Below are 16044 nucleotides of genomic sequence, written 5' to 3' on the forward strand. Positions count from 1 at the left end.
CCGGCCCGATTCGAATCCCATCTATTTACTATCAGGAGCCCCTATCGGGCGGTATGGAGCTCTCGGTAGTCGTGTCGACGCTCAACGACCGGGAGCGATTGCTGTCGTGTCTCGACGCGCTGGCGGAGCGGACGCCGTCGTCGACGGAAGTCATCGTCGTCAACGGTCCCTCCTCCGACGGGACGACCGGCGTAGTCCGCGAGCGGGATGACGTCGAGGTCCTCGTCGAGATTTCGGAACGGAACCCCAGCGTCTCCCGGAACGCCGGCCTCGAACTCGCGACGGGAGACGTCGTCGCCTTCCTCGACGGCGAGTACGCGATCGATCACAGTTGGTACGGCGCGATCGAGGAGGCGATCACCGACGAGACGGCCGTCGTCACCGGTCCCGTGACCGGCGGTCCCGTCACGGCGGACCTGCAGTCGCCGCGGCGGGTCGCCGGCCAGACGGTCACCCTCTTCCACGGCGACAACGTCGCGTTCGAGCGGTCCGTCCTCGAGTCCCTCGACGGGTTCGACGAGTACATCGAGGAGGAGAGCGAGCGCGACTGCGCCCACCGCGTAGCCGGGCTCGGTCACGAGGTGTCGTGGACGGCGACGATGGCCGCCCGCTGCGAGGTCGGGACCGACGGCGGCCGGGCCGACCCCGACTGGGGGGCAACCTACCGGTCGCTGTCCTATCGGCTCGCGAAGAACTACGGCCTGCGGCCGACCGTTCTCGCCCGGACCGCCGGCAGTGCGCTCCGGGACGCCCTCAGCGGCGTTTGCCGGCTAGCGTCCGGCGAGGCGACGCCGACGGGCTGGGTGTCGGACGGCACCGACGTGATCGCGAACGTTACGCACGGGCTCTGGGACGGCGTCCGCGCCCGCTATGCCGATCGCTCGAGCCGGCGAAATCCCAACGGGCTCTCGACGCGACACGACCGGGCGGTCCGAGTCTACGACCGGCGCTGACCGATCCCGAACGCGATTACAGGCGACGATAGCGAGCTTAGGCTTCTTCCCACGGTTTCGTCTCGGCGTCGACGAACTCGAACATGTCCCCGTACTCTCCGGGCAACTGCTCTTCGGCGTGGGCCAGTTCGCCGCCGGGGACCCGTTCGCTGACGAGTTCAACGACGGCCTTGATCCGGTAAACCGCCTCCGAGCGGTCGATGTTCGACGGTCGTCCGTACGACGCGTCGAGGTCCAGATCGTCGTAGTTCAGCCGCTCGAGCACGCGATCGACGAACGCGTCGTAGTCGTAGGTCTGGCCGTGGTCGGCCGCCAAGAGATACCGATCGACCTCCATCGGGAGCGGGCTCGCGATGTCCGTCGCGCCGCCGTCCCCGACGCGCTCGCCCAGCGTCTCGAGGACCGCTCGCGTCGTTCGGACGGCCTCGGCTTGCGTCCCGGCTTCGATTCGGTGCTGTACCTCGCCGATGAAGTCGGTGTAGCTCGTGCTCATGGGTTGCTCCGGTACTCGAGACTGTCGGCAGTGGGGTGGAAAAACGCTGTCCGCGGATTCGCAAGGGTGGCCGCATCGCGGGCGGCGACGACGGTCCGAGCCGGCGCTACGACCGCTCCGGTGCGAGCGCCTCGATGGTCGTCTCGGTCACGTCGCTCGAGGCGGGTTCCGGGATGACGACGATCGGGTGGTCGATCCCCGTTTCGGCGACGAGCGTTCGAAGTCGCTCGCGGGCCTCCTCGGGCGTTCCGGCCACGCCGAGATCGGCGATCATCTCGTCGGTCACCGCGCTCGCGGCGTCGTCGCGGTCGCCGGCGCGCCACGCGTCTGCGATCCGGTCGGCCTCGTCCGGGTACGCCGTCGCGACCGCGCGCCGGTAGCCCTCGCCGCTCCCGACGTAGTAGGCGACGTGTCGCCGCAGCACCTCGCGGGCCTCGCTCGGGTCGTCGCTGACCGCCGACGGAACGTACGGCGCGATCGCGATCTCGTCCGGCTCTCGGTCGCGCTCCCGCGCGGCCGCCGCGACCTCCTCGAAGGCGTCCTCGAGCCGCGAGAACGGGATATTGTGCGGGATCCACCCGTCGCAGAGCCGGCCGACGACGCGCCGGTTGGCTGGCCCGAGGCCGGCGTGATAGATCGGCACCGAGGTCTCGATCGACGGGAAGTTCGCCGCCTCGAGGAGTTCGCCCTCGTAGTCGACCGGGTCGCCGGTCCCGGCCGTGAACTTCCGGATCAGTTCGATCGTCTCGTGGGCGCGTCGCACCGGTCGATCGAACGACATCCCGTGGAGCCCCTCGACCGCTGTGGCCGTGCTCGTCCCGACCCCGAGCGTGAACCGGCCGTCGGCGGCGTCCTCGAGCGAGGCGGCCGTCATCGCGAGCACTGCGGGCGAGCGGGAGTAGACGTTCAAAATCGCGGTCCCGATACCGATCTCGTCGGTTCGACAGGCCATCTCGGTGGCCTGGACGACGCCGCTCGCTCCCCAGAGTTCGCCGACCCAGACGGCGTCGTAGCCCCGTTCCTCGGCGCGGACCGCAACGTCCGCGAGGTCCGCGTCGCCGAACGCCGTGACCATGAGTCCGGTTTCCATGCGCTTGTCGTCGCTCCCCGACGGCAAAAATCGACCCGTTCGTCGCAGCCTCGGAGACGAGTGAGACATCCCGTCAGCCGGCGACTGTCTATTCCTCGCGCCCGTCGAAGACGATCTCACCGTCGACGAGCGTCATCGCGACCTCGATGTCGTCGATCCGGTCCGGTCGGTCCCACGGCGACTCCTCGAGCACCACCAGATCCCCGCGCTTGCCGGGCTCGATCGTCCCGAGTCGGTCCTCGTCGAAGCCGGCGTACGCCGCGCCGGCGGTGTACGCTCGCAGCGCCTCGGTGACCGACAGCCGCTGTGCGTCGGTCGGTGCGTTCACCGCGTGATGGACGCCCAGAAGCGGATCCAGCGGCATGCAGTCCGAGCCGAACGCGAGCGGGACGCCGGCCTCGAGCACCCGCCGGAATCGGTTCGTCCGATCGCGCCGCCGCTCGCCGAGTCGCCGCTCGTAGAGCCCGTCGTCGCCGGCCCAGCGGTGGAAGTTCGGCTGCATCGAGGCGACGATCCCCGCCGCGGCCATGCGTTCGAGCTGGTCGTCGGTCGCCAGCTCCGCGTGTTCGATCCGATGGCGGGAGCCGCCGGGGTCGGCGGTCGCCTCGAGCGCGGACAGCGTCTCCTCGATCGCGTCGTCGCCGATGGCGTGGACGCAGAGCTGGAATCCCTCGGCGTCGGCCCGTTCGACGAGGGCGGCGAGGTCGTCGGGGTCGACGACCCACTGGCCGCGCTCGTCGCCGTCGGATTCGTCCGGGTCGCCGTCGGCTCGTTCGTCGGTAGTATCGCCGCCGGCGTCCGCGTACGGCTCCCGGAGCTTCGCCGTCCGACTCCCGAAACTGCCGTCGGAGAAGGACTTGATCGCGCCCGTCCGAACGCGGCCGGTCCCGTCGTTCGTCCCCAGCCCGACCTCGGCGAGGGCCTCGAGGTGGTCGCTCCAGTAGTCGACCCGCACGCGCAGCGGGAGATCGCCGTCGGCGGCCATGTCGCGGTAGACCCGCGGCGCGACCGAGCCCCGGACCTTGTCGTGGACGCCGGTAACGCCGCGCGCGACCGCGTCGCGCGTCGCCGCCGCGAGCACCTCGCGCATCTCCTCGCGGTCGGCCGCGAGTCGCTTCCTGACGGCCTCGGCAGCGTCCTCGACGGCGACCCCGGTCGGTTCGCCGTCCTCGTATCGCAGATCGGAGTCGGGCAACGCCTCGGCGAGGCGTTCGAGCGCGACCGTGTTCAGCGACGCGGTGTGCAGATCGATCCGCATCGCGACGACCGGCCGGTCCTCGCTGACGCGGTCGAGGGCCGCTCGAGTGAGCGGTGCCGGTTCCGTTTCCGTTCCCGTCCACTCGCTCTCGTCGTAGCCGAATCCGAGGAGCCACTCGCGGCCGGGGTCGTCCGCGGCCAGTTCGCGGAGTCGCTCGACGCAGTCCGTGGCGCTGTCGGCGGCCGAGAGGTCCGCGTGGACCAGGTGCTGCCCCAGTTGCTCCATGTGCGTGTGCGCGTCGATGAACCCCGGCAGGACGACGCGGCCCTCGCAGTCGATCACGTCGGTTTCGACGCCCGCGAGGAACTCGACCTCGAACGTGTCTCCGAGGCGGACGATTTCGCCGTCGCGGATCGCGACCGCCTCGCGGACGGTATCGGGTTCGGTGAGCGTGTGGACCTCCGCGTTGACCAACAGGAGGTCTGCGGCCGCCGTCATGGATCAGTGCCCGCGGCCGAGTGTCAAAACAGTTGGGTCCGCGTCCTCGCCGGCCGGCTTCGCCCCTCGAGTCGCAGCTAGTAGGGAGCGCCAACAGCCGATACCGGAGTGTAACGCGGGCCTACGGACTGGAATCGAGCGCAATCTTGACTTGCCGGCCCGTCGATCGGTTCGTATGCTCGATCGTGAAGACCGCATCATCTTCGGGTCGCTTCTCCTGCTCGTCCTCGCGCTCGCCGGCTCGCTCGTCGTCGATCGCCAGTTCGGACTCGGGATTCAGGACTGGCCGCTCCTGTCGTATCTCCTGTTCGCCGGCGTCGCCGTGGCGCTCCCGCAACTGTACCTCGCGGTCACCGACGGGGAGCGCTCGCGGAACGGGGACCGATCGCGGAGTCGGCTCCGGTTCGCCGCGGTCGCGACGGCGGCGTTCGCGATCGCGTTCGCCGCCGACGCGGAGGGACTCGCCCACCTGCTGATCGGGTTGATCGGGTCCGGCTCGCTCGTCGCACTGGTCTGCTACGAGGTTCTCACCGACTACCGAGCCGAGAGCGACGAGTCCGTAACGCGGGTTACCTGATCACCGACGCGGCGGCCGCCGGTCGGCCTCGAGCGGCGGGGCCGCTCGAGCCGTCACGATCAGCAACTGTTAGGAGCCACCGCCCTCTTGGCTGAGCCATGACAGACCCCGAGGACCTCGCCGAGCGGGTGCGCGAGGGCGACCTTCGCATTCACGAACTCGAGGACCACGCCGACTACGACACCGCGGCCGAGGCGCGCCGGTTGCTCGTCGAGCGCGAGACGGGAACCGAACTCGAGGCGATCGGCGACTACGCGTTCCCCGCCGAGCGAGCGGACCCGAACATCGAGAACATGATCGGCGCGGCGCAGGTGCCGATGGGCGTCGTGGGCCCGGTGCCCGTTTCCGGCGGCGCGGCCGACGGCGAGCACTACCTCCCGCTCGCGACGACGGAGGGCGCGCTGCTGGCGTCGGTCAACCGCGGGCTCTCCGTGATCCGCGCTGCGGGCGGGGCCGACGCGCGCGTGACGAAAAACGGGATGACTCGAGCCCCCGTCTTTCGGGTCGACGGCGTCGCCGAGGCCGCCGAGACCGTCGACTGGGTCGAGGGCAATTTCGAGGCGCTCCGGGAGGCCGCCGAGTCGACGACGAGCCACGGCGAACTCCTCGATATCGAACCCTACGTCGTCGGCGACTCCGTCTACCTGCGCTTCGCCTACGACACCAAGGACGCGATGGGGATGAACATGGCCACGATCGCGACCGGCGAGGCCTGCGAACTCGTCGAGAGCGAGACCCCGGCCTCGCTCGTCGCGCTCTCGGGCAACCTCTGCTCGGACAAGAAACCCGCCGCGGTCAACGCCGTCGAGGGCCGCGGTCGCTCGGTGACGGCGGACGTCCAGATCCCGGGCGAACTCGTCGAGGAGCGACTCCACACGACCGCCGACGCCATCGCGGAGGCCAACACCCGCAAGAACCTGATCGGCAGCGCCAAAGCGGGGAGTCTGGGATTCAACGCCCACGCGGCCAACGTCGTCGGCGCGGCCTTCCTCGCGACCGGACAGGACGAGGCTCAGGTCGTCGAGGCAGCGAACACGATCACGACCATGGACGCTCGCGAGCGCGAGGACGGCACCACCGATCTCTACGCCAGCGTCTCGCTCGCCTCGCTCGAGGTCGGCACCGTCGGCGGCGGGACGAAACTGCCGACGCAGGCCGAAGCCCTCGAGATTCTGGGCCTCAAGGGCGGTGGCGATCCGGCCGGCTCGAACGCCGACGCGCTCGCCGAGATCATCGCCGTCGGCGCGCTCGCGGGGGAACTCTCCCTGCTCGGCGCGCTCTCCTCGCGACACCTCGCGAGCGCACACGAGGATCTCGGCCGGTAATCCGAACGGCGGTATCCGGGTCGAGCGAGAATCAGCAGTGGTCTCGCGGCAAGAATCGGACACCTGCCGATAACTCGCGGCCCTTCGACTGCGAGGGTTAGTTATTCGATGTCGTCCGAGACTGAGTCCCGTTTTCCGTCCGTTTCGGTGTCGTCTTCATCGGTTCCATCGCCGTCGGTTCCACCCCCGTCGGCCCCATCCCCGTCGGTTCCGTCCGATCGGGCTCGCAACGTTCTGATCGCGATGTAACTCCCGGAGAGGACGAGCAGTACCAGTCCGAGGACGGTCTGAAATCCCGACGATCCGAGCAACACGAACAGCCAGCCGGCGGCGGCACCCCCATGTCCGAGCGCGAAATCGTACTGGCCGACGCTCGCGTGGACGCCGGCGAGAGCGATGAACGTCAGCGCGAGGACCCACGTCGCCGCGGCCGCCGCGTCGATCCCGACGATCGTCCCGCTGACGACCGTTCCGTAGACGAGGAATCCGACCGCGAGCAGGAGTCCCGCGCCGATGACGCTCCCCTGCAGATCGACCGTCTCTGTCATACCGGCTCGAGCCGCCGGACGGGGATAGCCGTGGCGATACCGCCGCGGCGAGCGACAGCAGACAACACGCTGCAACGACCTACAGCAGCCGATACCGCCCGCGGCTCTCGCTGACGACCCCGCGGCGCGTCAGCTTCTCGAGGGCGTCCCTGACGTACTCGGCGTCGACTCCGCGCTCGCTCGCGTAATCGACGACCTCGGCTTCGGTCGGCCGCTCGAGGGCCTCGAGCGCGCCTTCGACGATCTCTTTCTTGCTGCCGCTGCGACTCGGCCCGCGCGGATCGCGGTCGCCGGCGGCCTCGACCTCCTCGACATCGAGTCCGGCCTGCTCGAGGTACTCTGCGTCGTCGACGACGCCATCGGCAACGTCGTCCTCGAGGGCGGCGAAGGAGTCGAGTTCGGCGAAGGCCTCGCCCTCGCCCTGTCGGTTCGCGAGCATCGAGGCGCGCACGTCGCGGGCGTGGGCGGCGTCGTCGGTCTCGACGAACTTCTTGCGCTTCTCGTAGGCCTTGCGGGAGCCACAGCGGGGGCACTGGGTCGTCTCGGACCGGCCCTCGATGATCCAGAGGTTCGAGCACTCGCTACAGCCGACGACGGCGTACATGTCTCGCAGTGGCCGCTCGCGGTAGTTCAAGGTTCGGCAAGCGCGGCGGAAGTGATCGCCGCCGTCGGGCCGCGGCGGCGGACCGAACGCGGCGGAACCTGAGCCTTAGTGCGCGGAGACGTCGGAGAGGACGTTGAGACAGTAGACGCCGGCGAGGATGAGCCCGAGTCCGGCGACGGCCGCGCCGTCGAGGTGCTCGTCGAACGCCAGCACGCCGATCGACGCGACGCCGACGATGCCGAGCGCGGCCCACGTCGCGTAGACGACCCCGACCGGTAACTCCTCGAGCGTCAGCGAGAGCAGATAGAAGGCGGCGCCGTAGCCGACGAGGACGCCGAGACTCGGCAGCGGCCGCGAGAACCCCTCGGAGAGTTTGAGCGCCGTCGTTCCGAACAGCTCCGACAGGATCGCACCGGCGAGTATCACGTACGGGTTCATGCGATGGTTTCAGGTTGGAAAATTAATATCTGTTTCGAAGGGCTCCAGACTCGAGTGCTGGGACGAACTTTGCCGATCCCGACGGCTGCACAGCCTGCCAGCGCCGCTATCCACGGAACTATAGTGTCCGTCCCCGTGGAATCGCGTATGGAACGCGTTTCCCTCGACGACCTCGAGCCGTCGGAAGCCGCGGACGGCGTCCGCCTCGCGCTGCTGGCGGGGACCGAGTCGATGAACGTCCAGCACTTCGAGATCGAACCCGGCGCGACGGTCGACGAGCACAGCCACCCCCACGACCAGACGGGTTACATCACGCAGGGCGAACTGACGTTCCTCACTGACAGCGATGAGCGAAGCTCATCGAGCAATCGGAACTCGTCGACTTCCGATGACGGTGAGGAGATCGTCTGCGGCCCCGGCGACTCCTACGCGATTCCGGGCGACCAGCCCCACGCGGCCGAGAACCGCGGCGACGAGACGGTCCGGGGCGTCGACATCTTCAGCCCGCCGCGGGAGAACCCGAGTTGGCAGACTGAGTGAACTCGCTCTCCGATCGCCTTTTCTTCCCGACACCAACGAATACCACCCAGTTATATGTCTCAGTTCGAAAGGGGTGTCCGATGGCAACTGAGCGGACACAGCAATCAGTTGGACTGGGGCGAATCGGGTCGTTTCTCGAGCGGTTGGGGCCGACGTGGCTCGCCGGCGCGATCGCGGCGGGGCCCGCGACGATGGGGAGCCTGCTGGTCGCGGGGGCGAGTTTCGAGTACGCGCTGCTGTGGGTCGTCGTCCTCTCGGCGATCCTCGGCACCGTCGGTCAGTACCTCGCGATGCGGCTGGGGCTGCTCACCGAGGCGGGGATCGTCGCGGTCGTCGAGCGACACCTCGGCTCGTTCTGGGCGTGGGTGCTCGTGATCGACGCCGTGCTCGCCGCGGGGTTGGCCCAGATCGTGATCATGAAGACGCTCGCGTCGGTTAGCGCGACGATGGCCGCCGAAGCGGGCGTCGGCGTCGCCGCGCTGACCGATCCACGCCTCTGGGGGATCGCGTGGGCCGTCGCCCTCGCGCTGGGACTCGCGGGCGGCGGCTACCGCCTCGCGGAACACGGGGCGAAACTCCTCGTCTCGATCGTCGTCGTCGCATTCGTCGCTTCGGCCTTTGTCGTCCCGATCGATCCGGCCGCGGCGGCTGCGGGGCTGACCCCTGAAATCCCGGCCGGCGTGGACGGCGCGCTCATCGCCGCGGGAATTCTCGGCGGTGCGGTCCACATCACGCTGCTGACCATGCAGAGCTACACGATGCGCGCCCGCGGCTGGACGGCGGGCGACGCAGACATCGCGACGTTCGACGTCGTCAGTTCGATGCTCGCCGCCTTCGGCGTCTTCAGCCTCGGCGTCTTCCTCGTCGCGGCGAGCGTGCTCCCGTCGGCCGGCGTCGATCCGGCGACGATCGACGGCGTGGGTGCCGCACAGACTCTCGGGCCGATCGCCGGCGAGTACGCCATGTGGCTGTTCCTCGCCGGTCTGCTGGGCGCAGCGGTGTCGACGCTCGGCGGGAACACGATCGTCCCGCCGTACCTGCTGGCCGACAAACTCGGCTGGGAGCAGTCCGTCAGCGACGGCCGCTACCGGGCCGCGATCGTCGCCGTCGCGCTCGCCTCGGCCGTCGGCGCGTTCCTCGAGGGGGCCTTCTTCCAACTCCTCGTCCTCACGCTCGCGTTCGGGCTGGTCGGGACGCCATTCGCCATCGCGGTGCTCCTCTACTTGCTGAACGATCCCGCGGTCGTCCCCGAGACGAACTCGCTTCCGGCGAACGTCGGCGGGTTCGCACTGTTCGCCGTCGCCGCCGTCCTCGCGGGCGAGTTCGTCCTCGCGGAACTCGAGACGATCACCGAACCGGTCTCGGCGTTCGTCGTCGCCTTCGCGGCGGCGATGACGCTGGCGGTTCTCGGATTGGGTGCCAGATACGTCCGCGATCGGATCACGACGGCGTAGCTGGTTCGGTCGCGCGAGCCGTTACAGAACCGCGGCGACCAACCAGAAGTAGACGAGCAGTCCGACGCCGGTACTCGCGGCCGCGAGACCCAGCGGCAGGAGGATCCGGCCGGCGCGCTGGACGGTCGCTGCCGTGGTCGTTATCGCCTCGAGGGGCGCACGAATCGACTGTTGCATAGCAGTACTACGCACGGACACCTATTTGAAAGTCAGTCAGACATTCACGGCGTGGGGTTGCTCCGGCGACCCGCTGCGCGCTCGAGCGGTCGCACGGGTGCGTATCCCGCCCGCGTGGACGGACATCACTCGAGCGCTTTCCGCATCTCGACGTGGGGAATGCCGGCCTCCTCGAACCCCTCGCCGCGGCGCTCGTAGCCCAGTCGGCGATAGAAGTCGGCGGCTCGGGTCTGCGAGTGGAGTTTCAGTTCCGTAAAGCCGCGCGCGTCGGCTCGCTCCTCGAGGGATGCCATCAGCGCGCGGCCGACGCCCGCCTCGCGTCGCGACTCGAGGACGGCGACCCGTTCGACCTTGCCGACGCCGTCCGCGTACTCCCGGAGTCGGGCCGCGCCGACCGGCTCGTCGCCGTCGTAGGCGACGAAGTGGACGGCCGTCTCGTCGTGCTCGTCGTACTCTACGTCCTCGTCGACCCCTTGCTCGTCGACGAATACCGCCTGTCGGACGGCGAACGCGTCCTCTCGTCCCCGTTCCGTGTCGACGATGCGTACGTCGATATCGTTCATCGAGAGCGCCTAAGCGTCTCAAGCGTGAGAACGGTATCGATCGGGATCCCTGTTGTCACCGATCCTGAACGTCGGCTGATCCCTCCGTCCGATGTGAACGGCGTCTCACACGACATATAATTACTGTCATGTAGTGACGGTATTTCTGCCAGTTTCCGATCGGACGGCGATGGAAGAGCCTCTCTCTTGTGTCTCCCTCGAACTCGATCGAACGGAATCCAATCAAATATGGAATATATGTGGCCGGAGTTCCTTTACGATGGCTCCGTCTTGGTGTAATAGACAGCGATGAGCGTCGACCCACACTCCGGAGCGTCCGATCCCGCAGGCTCCGATTCGGAACTCGGGTCGGACACGCGGTTCCGGTTCGAACCGACGCAGTTCCGGTGGGCGTGGTTCGCCGCGGGAGTGTTCGTCCTCGCGTCGATCGGGTGGATGCACCTATCGATCGGCGGCCCCCGGGGGACCCTCCTCTTTTCGAATCTCGTCCTCACCACCAGTGCGGCTACGGCCGCCGTCGCGCTGGGATTGCTGGCCCGCCAGAGCGAGTCGCCGGACGCGCTCGGCTGGGGGCTCACCGCGGTCGGTATCGGCCTGTTCGCGGCCGGCGAGTTCGCGTGGATGTGCTACGAACTGTGGCTGGGCGGCGTTCCGTTTCCCGGCGTCCCGGATCTCTTCTATCTCAGCGACTATTGCTTCCTCGCGGCCGGACTGTTAGTGATCGCCGCGTCCCAGCACCGTCTGGGATCGCTCCTTCGCATCACCCTCGACGGACTCCTCGTCGCGATCGCGTTGCTCGCGATCAACTGGCAGTTCGTGCTCGAGCCGATGCTGACGGAGAGCGCCGCCGGCGGCGCGACACTCTGGGTGTCCGCGGCGTACCCGACGCTCGATATCGTCCTCGGATCGATCGCGTTCATCGTCGCGGCCCACGCGCGCGGTCCGCGGCGCGTCCCGATCACGCTCCTCGCCGCGGGCAATCTCGTCTGGGCGTTCGGCGACAGCGCGTTCGCGTACCTGTCGATCACGGGCGGATATGTCTACAGCGAACTCGACATGATCTGGCTCGCCGGCAATCTGATCGTCATGCTCGCCGCGTTCCATCCGGCGGCCGCGACGCCCCCGCCCGAAGTCGATCGCCGCCGGTACGCGTTCCGGGAGACGGTCGCCCCCTACGCACCCTTCCTGCTCGCGATGGCTGTCACGGGCTACGCTGCCTCGACCGCCTCCCTCGACCCGGTCGGACTCGCCCTCGGCGTGCTCGTGTTGCTCGCGCTCGTCGCCCGCCAGTCGTACGTCTTCTTCGATGCGGCAGCGTTGAGCCGTCGCCTCGAGCGAAGCGAGGCGGTGCTGTCCCGCCGCAACGAGGAACTGTTGCTCCTGAATCGGATCGTCCGTCACGACATCCGCAACGACATGGCGGTCGTCCTCGGCTGGGGCGAGGAACTGAACGACCGCCTCGACGATGACGAACGCGCGATGCTCGAGCGGATGCTAGATACGACACGGCACACGGTCGAACTCACCGAGACGTTGCAAGCGTTCACCGAGCTCTGGGACACCGACGGCGACCGCGACACGGAACCGACCCCGCTCGAGACGACGCTCACGGAGACGATCGAGCGGCGACGCGAGGCGTACGCCGACGCCGAGTTCGTCGTCGATGGCTCGATTCCGGCGACCGTCCGCGCCGGACCGCTCCTGTCGACCGTGTTCAGAAACCTCCTGAACAACGCGGTCCAGCACAACGACGCCGCCGAGCCGCGCGTCGTCATCGCCGCGGCGAGCGGCCCGGAGACGGTGACCATCCGCGTTTCGGACAACGGGCCGGGAATCCCGCCCGCCCGTCGCGACGCCGCCTTCGGCCGCGGCGAGAAGGGGCTCGAGAGCGAGGGATCGGGCGTCGGCCTCTACCTCGTGGACACGCTCGTCTCGCAGTACGGCGGCGACGTGTGGATCGAATCGAGCGACCTGGGCGGAGCCGCGTTCGTCGTCGAACTGCGGCGCTACCGCGAGTGAATGCGGGACGGCTGACTCGTCGGTCGTTGCGGGCTCGAGTCAGTGAGGACGGTCGCGCGTCGATACTACCGCACTCGATAAAGAAGAGATTCGGACGCGAAAAACGCTCTACGACAGTTTTTCGATGTTCGAGACGACTTCCTCGGCGTACTCGCTCGTCGAGAGCTTCTCGGCGTCCTCGAGGTTGCGCTCGAGGTCGTAGGTGACCTTGCCGGAGGAGATGGTCTCCTCGACGGCGTCGCGGACGAGGTCGGCGGCGTCGTCCCAGCCGAGGTAATCGAGCATCATGCGGCCCGAGAGGATCATCGCGGTCGGGTTGACCTTGTCCTGACCCTCGTACTTGGGTGCGGAGCCGTGGACGGGCTCGGCCAGCAGGAGGCCGTCGCCGAAGTTTGAACCGGGGGCGATGCCGAGGCCGCCGATCTGTGCGCCGGCGGCGTCGGACATGTAGTCACCGTTGAGGTTCATCGTCGCGATGACGTCGTAGTTGTCCGTTCGGGTCAGCAGCTGCTGGAGCATGTTGTCGGCGATGCGGTCGTTGACGACGAGGGTGTCCTCGTCGGCTTCACCGTCTTTCTCCTCCCAGAGGGTGTCCTCGGTGATGACTTCGTCGCCGTACTCCTCTTCGGCGACCTCGTAGCCCCAGTCGCGGAACTGGCCTTCGGTGAACTTCATGATGTTCCCCTTGTGGACCAGCGTGACGGAATCGCGGTCGTGCTCGAGAGCGTAGTCGATGGCGCGGCGGACGAGTCGCTTCGTTCCGAACTCTGTGATCGGCTTGACGCCGATACCGACGGGGCCGTCGTGGATGACGTCGTCGTCGCCCATCTCGTCTTCGACGAACTCCTTGACCTGCTGGACGTCGTCGGTGCCTTCCTCCCACTCGATGCCGGCGTAGACGTCTTCCGTGTTCTCTCGGAAGGTGACCATGTCCATCTCGCCGGGGTTTTTGACCGGCGACGGGACGCCGTCGAGGTGGTAGGTCGGTCGGACGTTCGCGTAGAGGTCGAGCTTCTTTCGCAGCGCGACGTTCAGCGATCGGAAACCGGCACCGACGGGGGTCGTCAGCGGACCCTTGATCGCGACGCGGTGTTCCTTGATCGCCTCGACGGTCTCCTCGGGCAGGTTCTCGTCGTACTTCTCCCGTGCGGACTCGCCGGCGTAGACTCGCATCCAGTTGATGTCGCGGCCGGTCGCCTCCGCGGCAGCCTCCAGAACCGTCTGTGCGGCGGGACCAACGTCGCTCCCGACGCCGTCGCCGTAAATAATCGGAATAATCGGGTTGTCAGGCACCTCGAGTTCGTTCTCGGTACCCGCTTTCAGCGTGATCTGCTCCCCCTCGTCGGGGACCTCGATCTTGTCGTAGCTCATCTCGTCTGTACGGTTCTTCGACGGGGGTAAAAGGTCTACCATTTCCGTCTCGGTCCGGCAAGAATTGACCGATCCCCCATTCGTCCCGAACGGCGATTTAGCGGCGGTATCGGGCTTCTATAGCGGCCACAGGACGAATAAGTAATTTCGCACCCTATATAAAAATGAGTCAAATAAGGGGTCCATCTGCCGTAAAACCGGGATTTCTCGACCGGGGGCTGTTCTCGGGCGCTCTCGAGTAAATCGAACTGACGCGTGTGAAAACCGCCGTGACGCCGCCGGTTCGAGACTGACGAATCCACCCGCCGGGAACACCGCGACGTTCAGTCTCGAGGCCGGCGATCACGGCTCGCGAGCCGGTGTCGGTGTGCCACTGATCCGGCTCGATCTGGCGTCTCTCACGCCAATTGACTCGAGGGGCGCGGCGTGTATAACCAGTGGCGACCGTTTCACGGATTCCGGCCCCGTTACGCGTCGTTTCTTCCGCAAACGGTCGATTCGGAGGGCGGTTCGTGCCTCGGCGACTCGCAGCCGCGCGCCCCTCGATTTCGACGATCGTCGTGGAGTACATTTATTATTGACGTAGGCGTTGGGCGAACCATGTTACGAGCACCGCAGTACGCTGCGCGCCAGTGTCCCCACTGTGCCGCGACGCTGTCGAACGTACAGGGCGTGGACGCCTGTCCGGCGTGTCAGTGGGTCGACGGCAACCCCGAGGGTCGCTGACTGCAAGCCGTTCGCGACGACCGGCGACGAGAGACGGAACCTCTTTTTGTCGACCGGCCGAACCCCGAGACATGGCCGAATCCGAGGTGGACCTCGAGTCCGAGCAGTACGAGAAGCATCGCGAAGCGGGGGCAATCCTCGCGCAGGTACGCGACGAGACCGCCGAGCGCGTCGAGGTCGGCGCGAGCCACCTCGAGGTCGCCGAGTGGGCCGAGGATCGCATTCGGGAACTCGGCGGCCAGCCCGCGTTCCCCGTCAACATCTCCATCGACGAGGAGGCGGCTCACGCGACGCCCTCGATCGGCGACGAGACGACCTTCGGCGAGGAGATGGTCAACTTAGACATCGGCGTCCACGTCGACGGCTGGTTGGCCGACACCGCGATCACCGTCGACCTCTCGGGTAACCCCGAACTGGCGGAGGCCTCCGAACAGGCCCTCGAGGCCGCGGTCGATATCGTCGAGCCCGGGATCGGCACCGGCGAGATCGGCGCGGCAATCGAGGACGTCATCGACGGCTACGGCTACAACCCCGTGGTCAACCTCACCGGGCACGGACTGGGCCACTGGGAGCAACACACCAGCCCGAACATCCCCAACCGCGCCGTCTCGCAGGGGACAACCCTCGAGGTCGGCGACGTCGTCGCGATCGAGCCGTTCGCGACCGACGGCGGCGGCAAGGTCACTGAAGGGGCGAGCGAGGAGATCTTCTCGCTCGAGCGCGAGGGGAGCGTTCGCAACCGGCAGGCCCGCGACGCCTTGGAACAGATCACCGAGGAGTTCCGTACGCTGCCCTTTGCGACGCGCTGGCTCGAGACCGACCGTGCGGAGATGGCGCTGCGCCGACTCAAGCGCAACGACATCGTCCACGGCTATCCCGTGCTCAAGGAAGACGACGGCTTCCTCGTCAGTCAGAAAGAGCACACGATCATCGTCACCGAGGACGGTTGTGAAGTGACGACTGAGCGGTAACCGGCCCGGGGGATTCCACCGGCCATCTGTATCGGTAATAAACTACCGCTCGGGACGTCCGTCGGGAGAAGAAACGAACACGGGAGACCGGGCAACGAGGGCGGTTGTCGGCTGTACTGTCGATTTTGCTATCGGTCGCAGTCGGAAACTCAGGCGTTGTTCATCCGCTGGCTCGAGCGATTCCCACAGCGCTGGCACTCGCTGACGCGGTAGGGTTCGCGGGAGAACTGCGCGTTCTCTTTTTTCAGGCTCTCGGTTCGAATCTGGACGGACACTTCGTGGAGGGTTTCTAGATCGCAGTCCTCGCAGTGCTCGGTCATCCCGTTGAAGGAGTCGTCGGTCGTTGCCATTACTGAATTACTTGCAGTAGCCCTATCTTAAACCCACGCTTCATTTTGACCGCTGAGTCGTCACAATCGCAAGACGGCGTTACCTTTTCCATAATACGCCTTCAGAACGTCCCAGATCGTTTAGAACCCGCTCTTGAGTCGCTATATCG

Annotated in this window: 18 protein-coding genes; 8 read left to right on the forward strand and 10 right to left on the reverse strand. The window is 67.3% G+C overall.

Features of this window, described 5'->3' with window-relative positions:
• Positions 1–53 precede the first annotated feature (53 nt).
• Positions 54–953: a glycosyltransferase family 2 protein gene (locus tag ACT4ML_RS05340; RefSeq protein ID WP_444719931.1), complete on the forward strand. Its 900-nt coding sequence runs from the start codon at positions 54–56 to the stop codon at positions 951–953.
• A gap of 37 nt (positions 954–990) precedes the next feature.
• Here ACT4ML_RS05340 and ACT4ML_RS05345 read toward each other — a convergent pair whose 3' ends face one another.
• The 3 genes from ACT4ML_RS05345 to ACT4ML_RS05355 form a co-directional block, all read right to left on the reverse strand.
• Positions 991–1446: a DUF2267 domain-containing protein gene (locus tag ACT4ML_RS05345; RefSeq protein WP_444719932.1), complete on the reverse strand. Its 456-nt coding sequence runs from the start codon at positions 1444–1446 to the stop codon at positions 991–993.
• Between the two features lie 106 nt (positions 1447–1552).
• Positions 1553–2536: an LLM class flavin-dependent oxidoreductase gene (locus ACT4ML_RS05350; RefSeq protein WP_444719933.1), complete on the reverse strand. Its 984-nt coding sequence runs from the start codon at positions 2534–2536 to the stop codon at positions 1553–1555.
• Positions 2537–2624: 88 nt separating this feature from the next.
• The gene (locus ACT4ML_RS05355) at positions 2625–4232 is read right to left on the reverse strand and encodes an amidohydrolase (protein WP_444719934.1); all 1608 of its coding nucleotides are present in this window, start codon (positions 4230–4232) and stop codon (positions 2625–2627) included.
• A gap of 175 nt (positions 4233–4407) precedes the next feature.
• Between ACT4ML_RS05355 and ACT4ML_RS05360 the strand changes: the two genes are divergently transcribed.
• Positions 4408–4809: a hypothetical protein gene (locus ACT4ML_RS05360; RefSeq protein WP_444719935.1), complete on the forward strand. Its 402-nt coding sequence runs from the start codon at positions 4408–4410 to the stop codon at positions 4807–4809.
• A gap of 98 nt (positions 4810–4907) precedes the next feature.
• Entirely contained in the window at positions 4908–6134 is a 1227-nt protein-coding gene (gene hmgA, locus ACT4ML_RS05365; RefSeq protein ID WP_444719936.1) for a hydroxymethylglutaryl-CoA reductase (NADPH), read from the forward strand.
• A 101-nt stretch (positions 6135–6235) separates the two neighbouring features.
• On the opposite strand, the gene ACT4ML_RS05370 is transcribed toward hmgA, so the two are convergent.
• From ACT4ML_RS05370 to ACT4ML_RS05380, 3 genes are all read right to left on the reverse strand, one after another.
• Complete coding sequence (locus ACT4ML_RS05370; protein WP_444719937.1) at positions 6236–6682, reverse strand: hypothetical protein; 447 nt, start codon at positions 6680–6682, stop codon at positions 6236–6238.
• A 79-nt stretch (positions 6683–6761) separates the two neighbouring features.
• Positions 6762–7286 carry a DUF5817 domain-containing protein gene (locus ACT4ML_RS05375; RefSeq protein ID WP_444719938.1) on the reverse strand — a complete coding sequence of 175 codons (525 nt, stop codon included), beginning with the start codon at positions 7284–7286 and terminating at the stop codon, positions 6762–6764.
• Positions 7287–7391: 105 nt separating this feature from the next.
• A complete protein-coding gene (locus ACT4ML_RS05380; RefSeq protein ID WP_444719939.1) occupies positions 7392–7724 on the reverse strand; it encodes a DMT family transporter in 333 nt (110 codons plus the stop codon).
• A 147-nt stretch (positions 7725–7871) separates the two neighbouring features.
• Between ACT4ML_RS05380 and ACT4ML_RS05385 the strand changes: the two genes are divergently transcribed.
• Together ACT4ML_RS05385 and ACT4ML_RS05390 are read left to right on the forward strand one after the other, a co-directional pair.
• Positions 7872–8264 (forward strand): cupin domain-containing protein, encoded by a 393-nt coding sequence (locus ACT4ML_RS05385; RefSeq protein WP_444719940.1) that lies wholly within the window; start codon positions 7872–7874, stop codon positions 8262–8264.
• Positions 8265–8344: 80 nt separating this feature from the next.
• Entirely contained in the window at positions 8345–9718 is a 1374-nt protein-coding gene (locus ACT4ML_RS05390; RefSeq protein ID WP_444719941.1) for an NRAMP family divalent metal transporter, read from the forward strand.
• A gap of 21 nt (positions 9719–9739) precedes the next feature.
• Here the strand turns inward: ACT4ML_RS05390 and ACT4ML_RS05395 are convergent, their stop codons facing one another.
• The gene (locus tag ACT4ML_RS05395) at positions 9740–9895 is read right to left on the reverse strand and encodes a hypothetical protein (RefSeq protein ID WP_444719942.1); all 156 of its coding nucleotides are present in this window, start codon (positions 9893–9895) and stop codon (positions 9740–9742) included.
• 125 nt (positions 9896–10020) lie between these two features.
• On the reverse strand, positions 10021–10458 hold the full coding sequence (locus ACT4ML_RS05400; protein WP_444719943.1) for a GNAT family N-acetyltransferase: 438 nt from the start codon (positions 10456–10458) through the stop codon (positions 10021–10023).
• Positions 10459–10746: 288 nt separating this feature from the next.
• Between ACT4ML_RS05400 and ACT4ML_RS05405 the strand changes: the two genes are divergently transcribed.
• Positions 10747–12477, forward strand: a complete 1731-nt coding sequence (locus tag ACT4ML_RS05405; RefSeq protein WP_444719944.1) for a sensor histidine kinase — start codon at positions 10747–10749, stop codon at positions 12475–12477.
• 108 nt (positions 12478–12585) lie between these two features.
• Here the strand turns inward: ACT4ML_RS05405 and icd are convergent, their stop codons facing one another.
• On the reverse strand, positions 12586–13848 hold the full coding sequence (icd, locus tag ACT4ML_RS05410; protein WP_444719945.1) for an isocitrate dehydrogenase (NADP(+)): 1263 nt from the start codon (positions 13846–13848) through the stop codon (positions 12586–12588).
• A 600-nt stretch (positions 13849–14448) separates the two neighbouring features.
• On the opposite strand from icd, the gene ACT4ML_RS05415 reads away from it, so the two are divergent.
• Together ACT4ML_RS05415 and map are read left to right on the forward strand one after the other, a co-directional pair.
• Positions 14449–14574 (forward strand): hypothetical protein, encoded by a 126-nt coding sequence (locus ACT4ML_RS05415; RefSeq protein WP_267877914.1) that lies wholly within the window; start codon positions 14449–14451, stop codon positions 14572–14574.
• Positions 14575–14645: 71 nt separating this feature from the next.
• Positions 14646–15545, forward strand: a complete 900-nt coding sequence (gene map / locus ACT4ML_RS05420) for a type II methionyl aminopeptidase (protein ID WP_444719946.1) — start codon at positions 14646–14648, stop codon at positions 15543–15545.
• A gap of 149 nt (positions 15546–15694) precedes the next feature.
• Here the strand turns inward: map and ACT4ML_RS05425 are convergent, their stop codons facing one another.
• Positions 15695–15895 (reverse strand): DUF7835 family putative zinc beta-ribbon protein, encoded by a 201-nt coding sequence (locus ACT4ML_RS05425; protein WP_138246247.1) that lies wholly within the window; start codon positions 15893–15895, stop codon positions 15695–15697.
• Positions 15896–16044: the final 149 nt, after the last annotated feature.

The sequence above is a fragment of the Natrinema sp. LN54 genome (assembly GCF_052439245.1).
GTDB classification, from domain to species: domain Archaea; phylum Halobacteriota; class Halobacteria; order Halobacteriales; family Natrialbaceae; genus Natrinema; species Natrinema versiforme_A.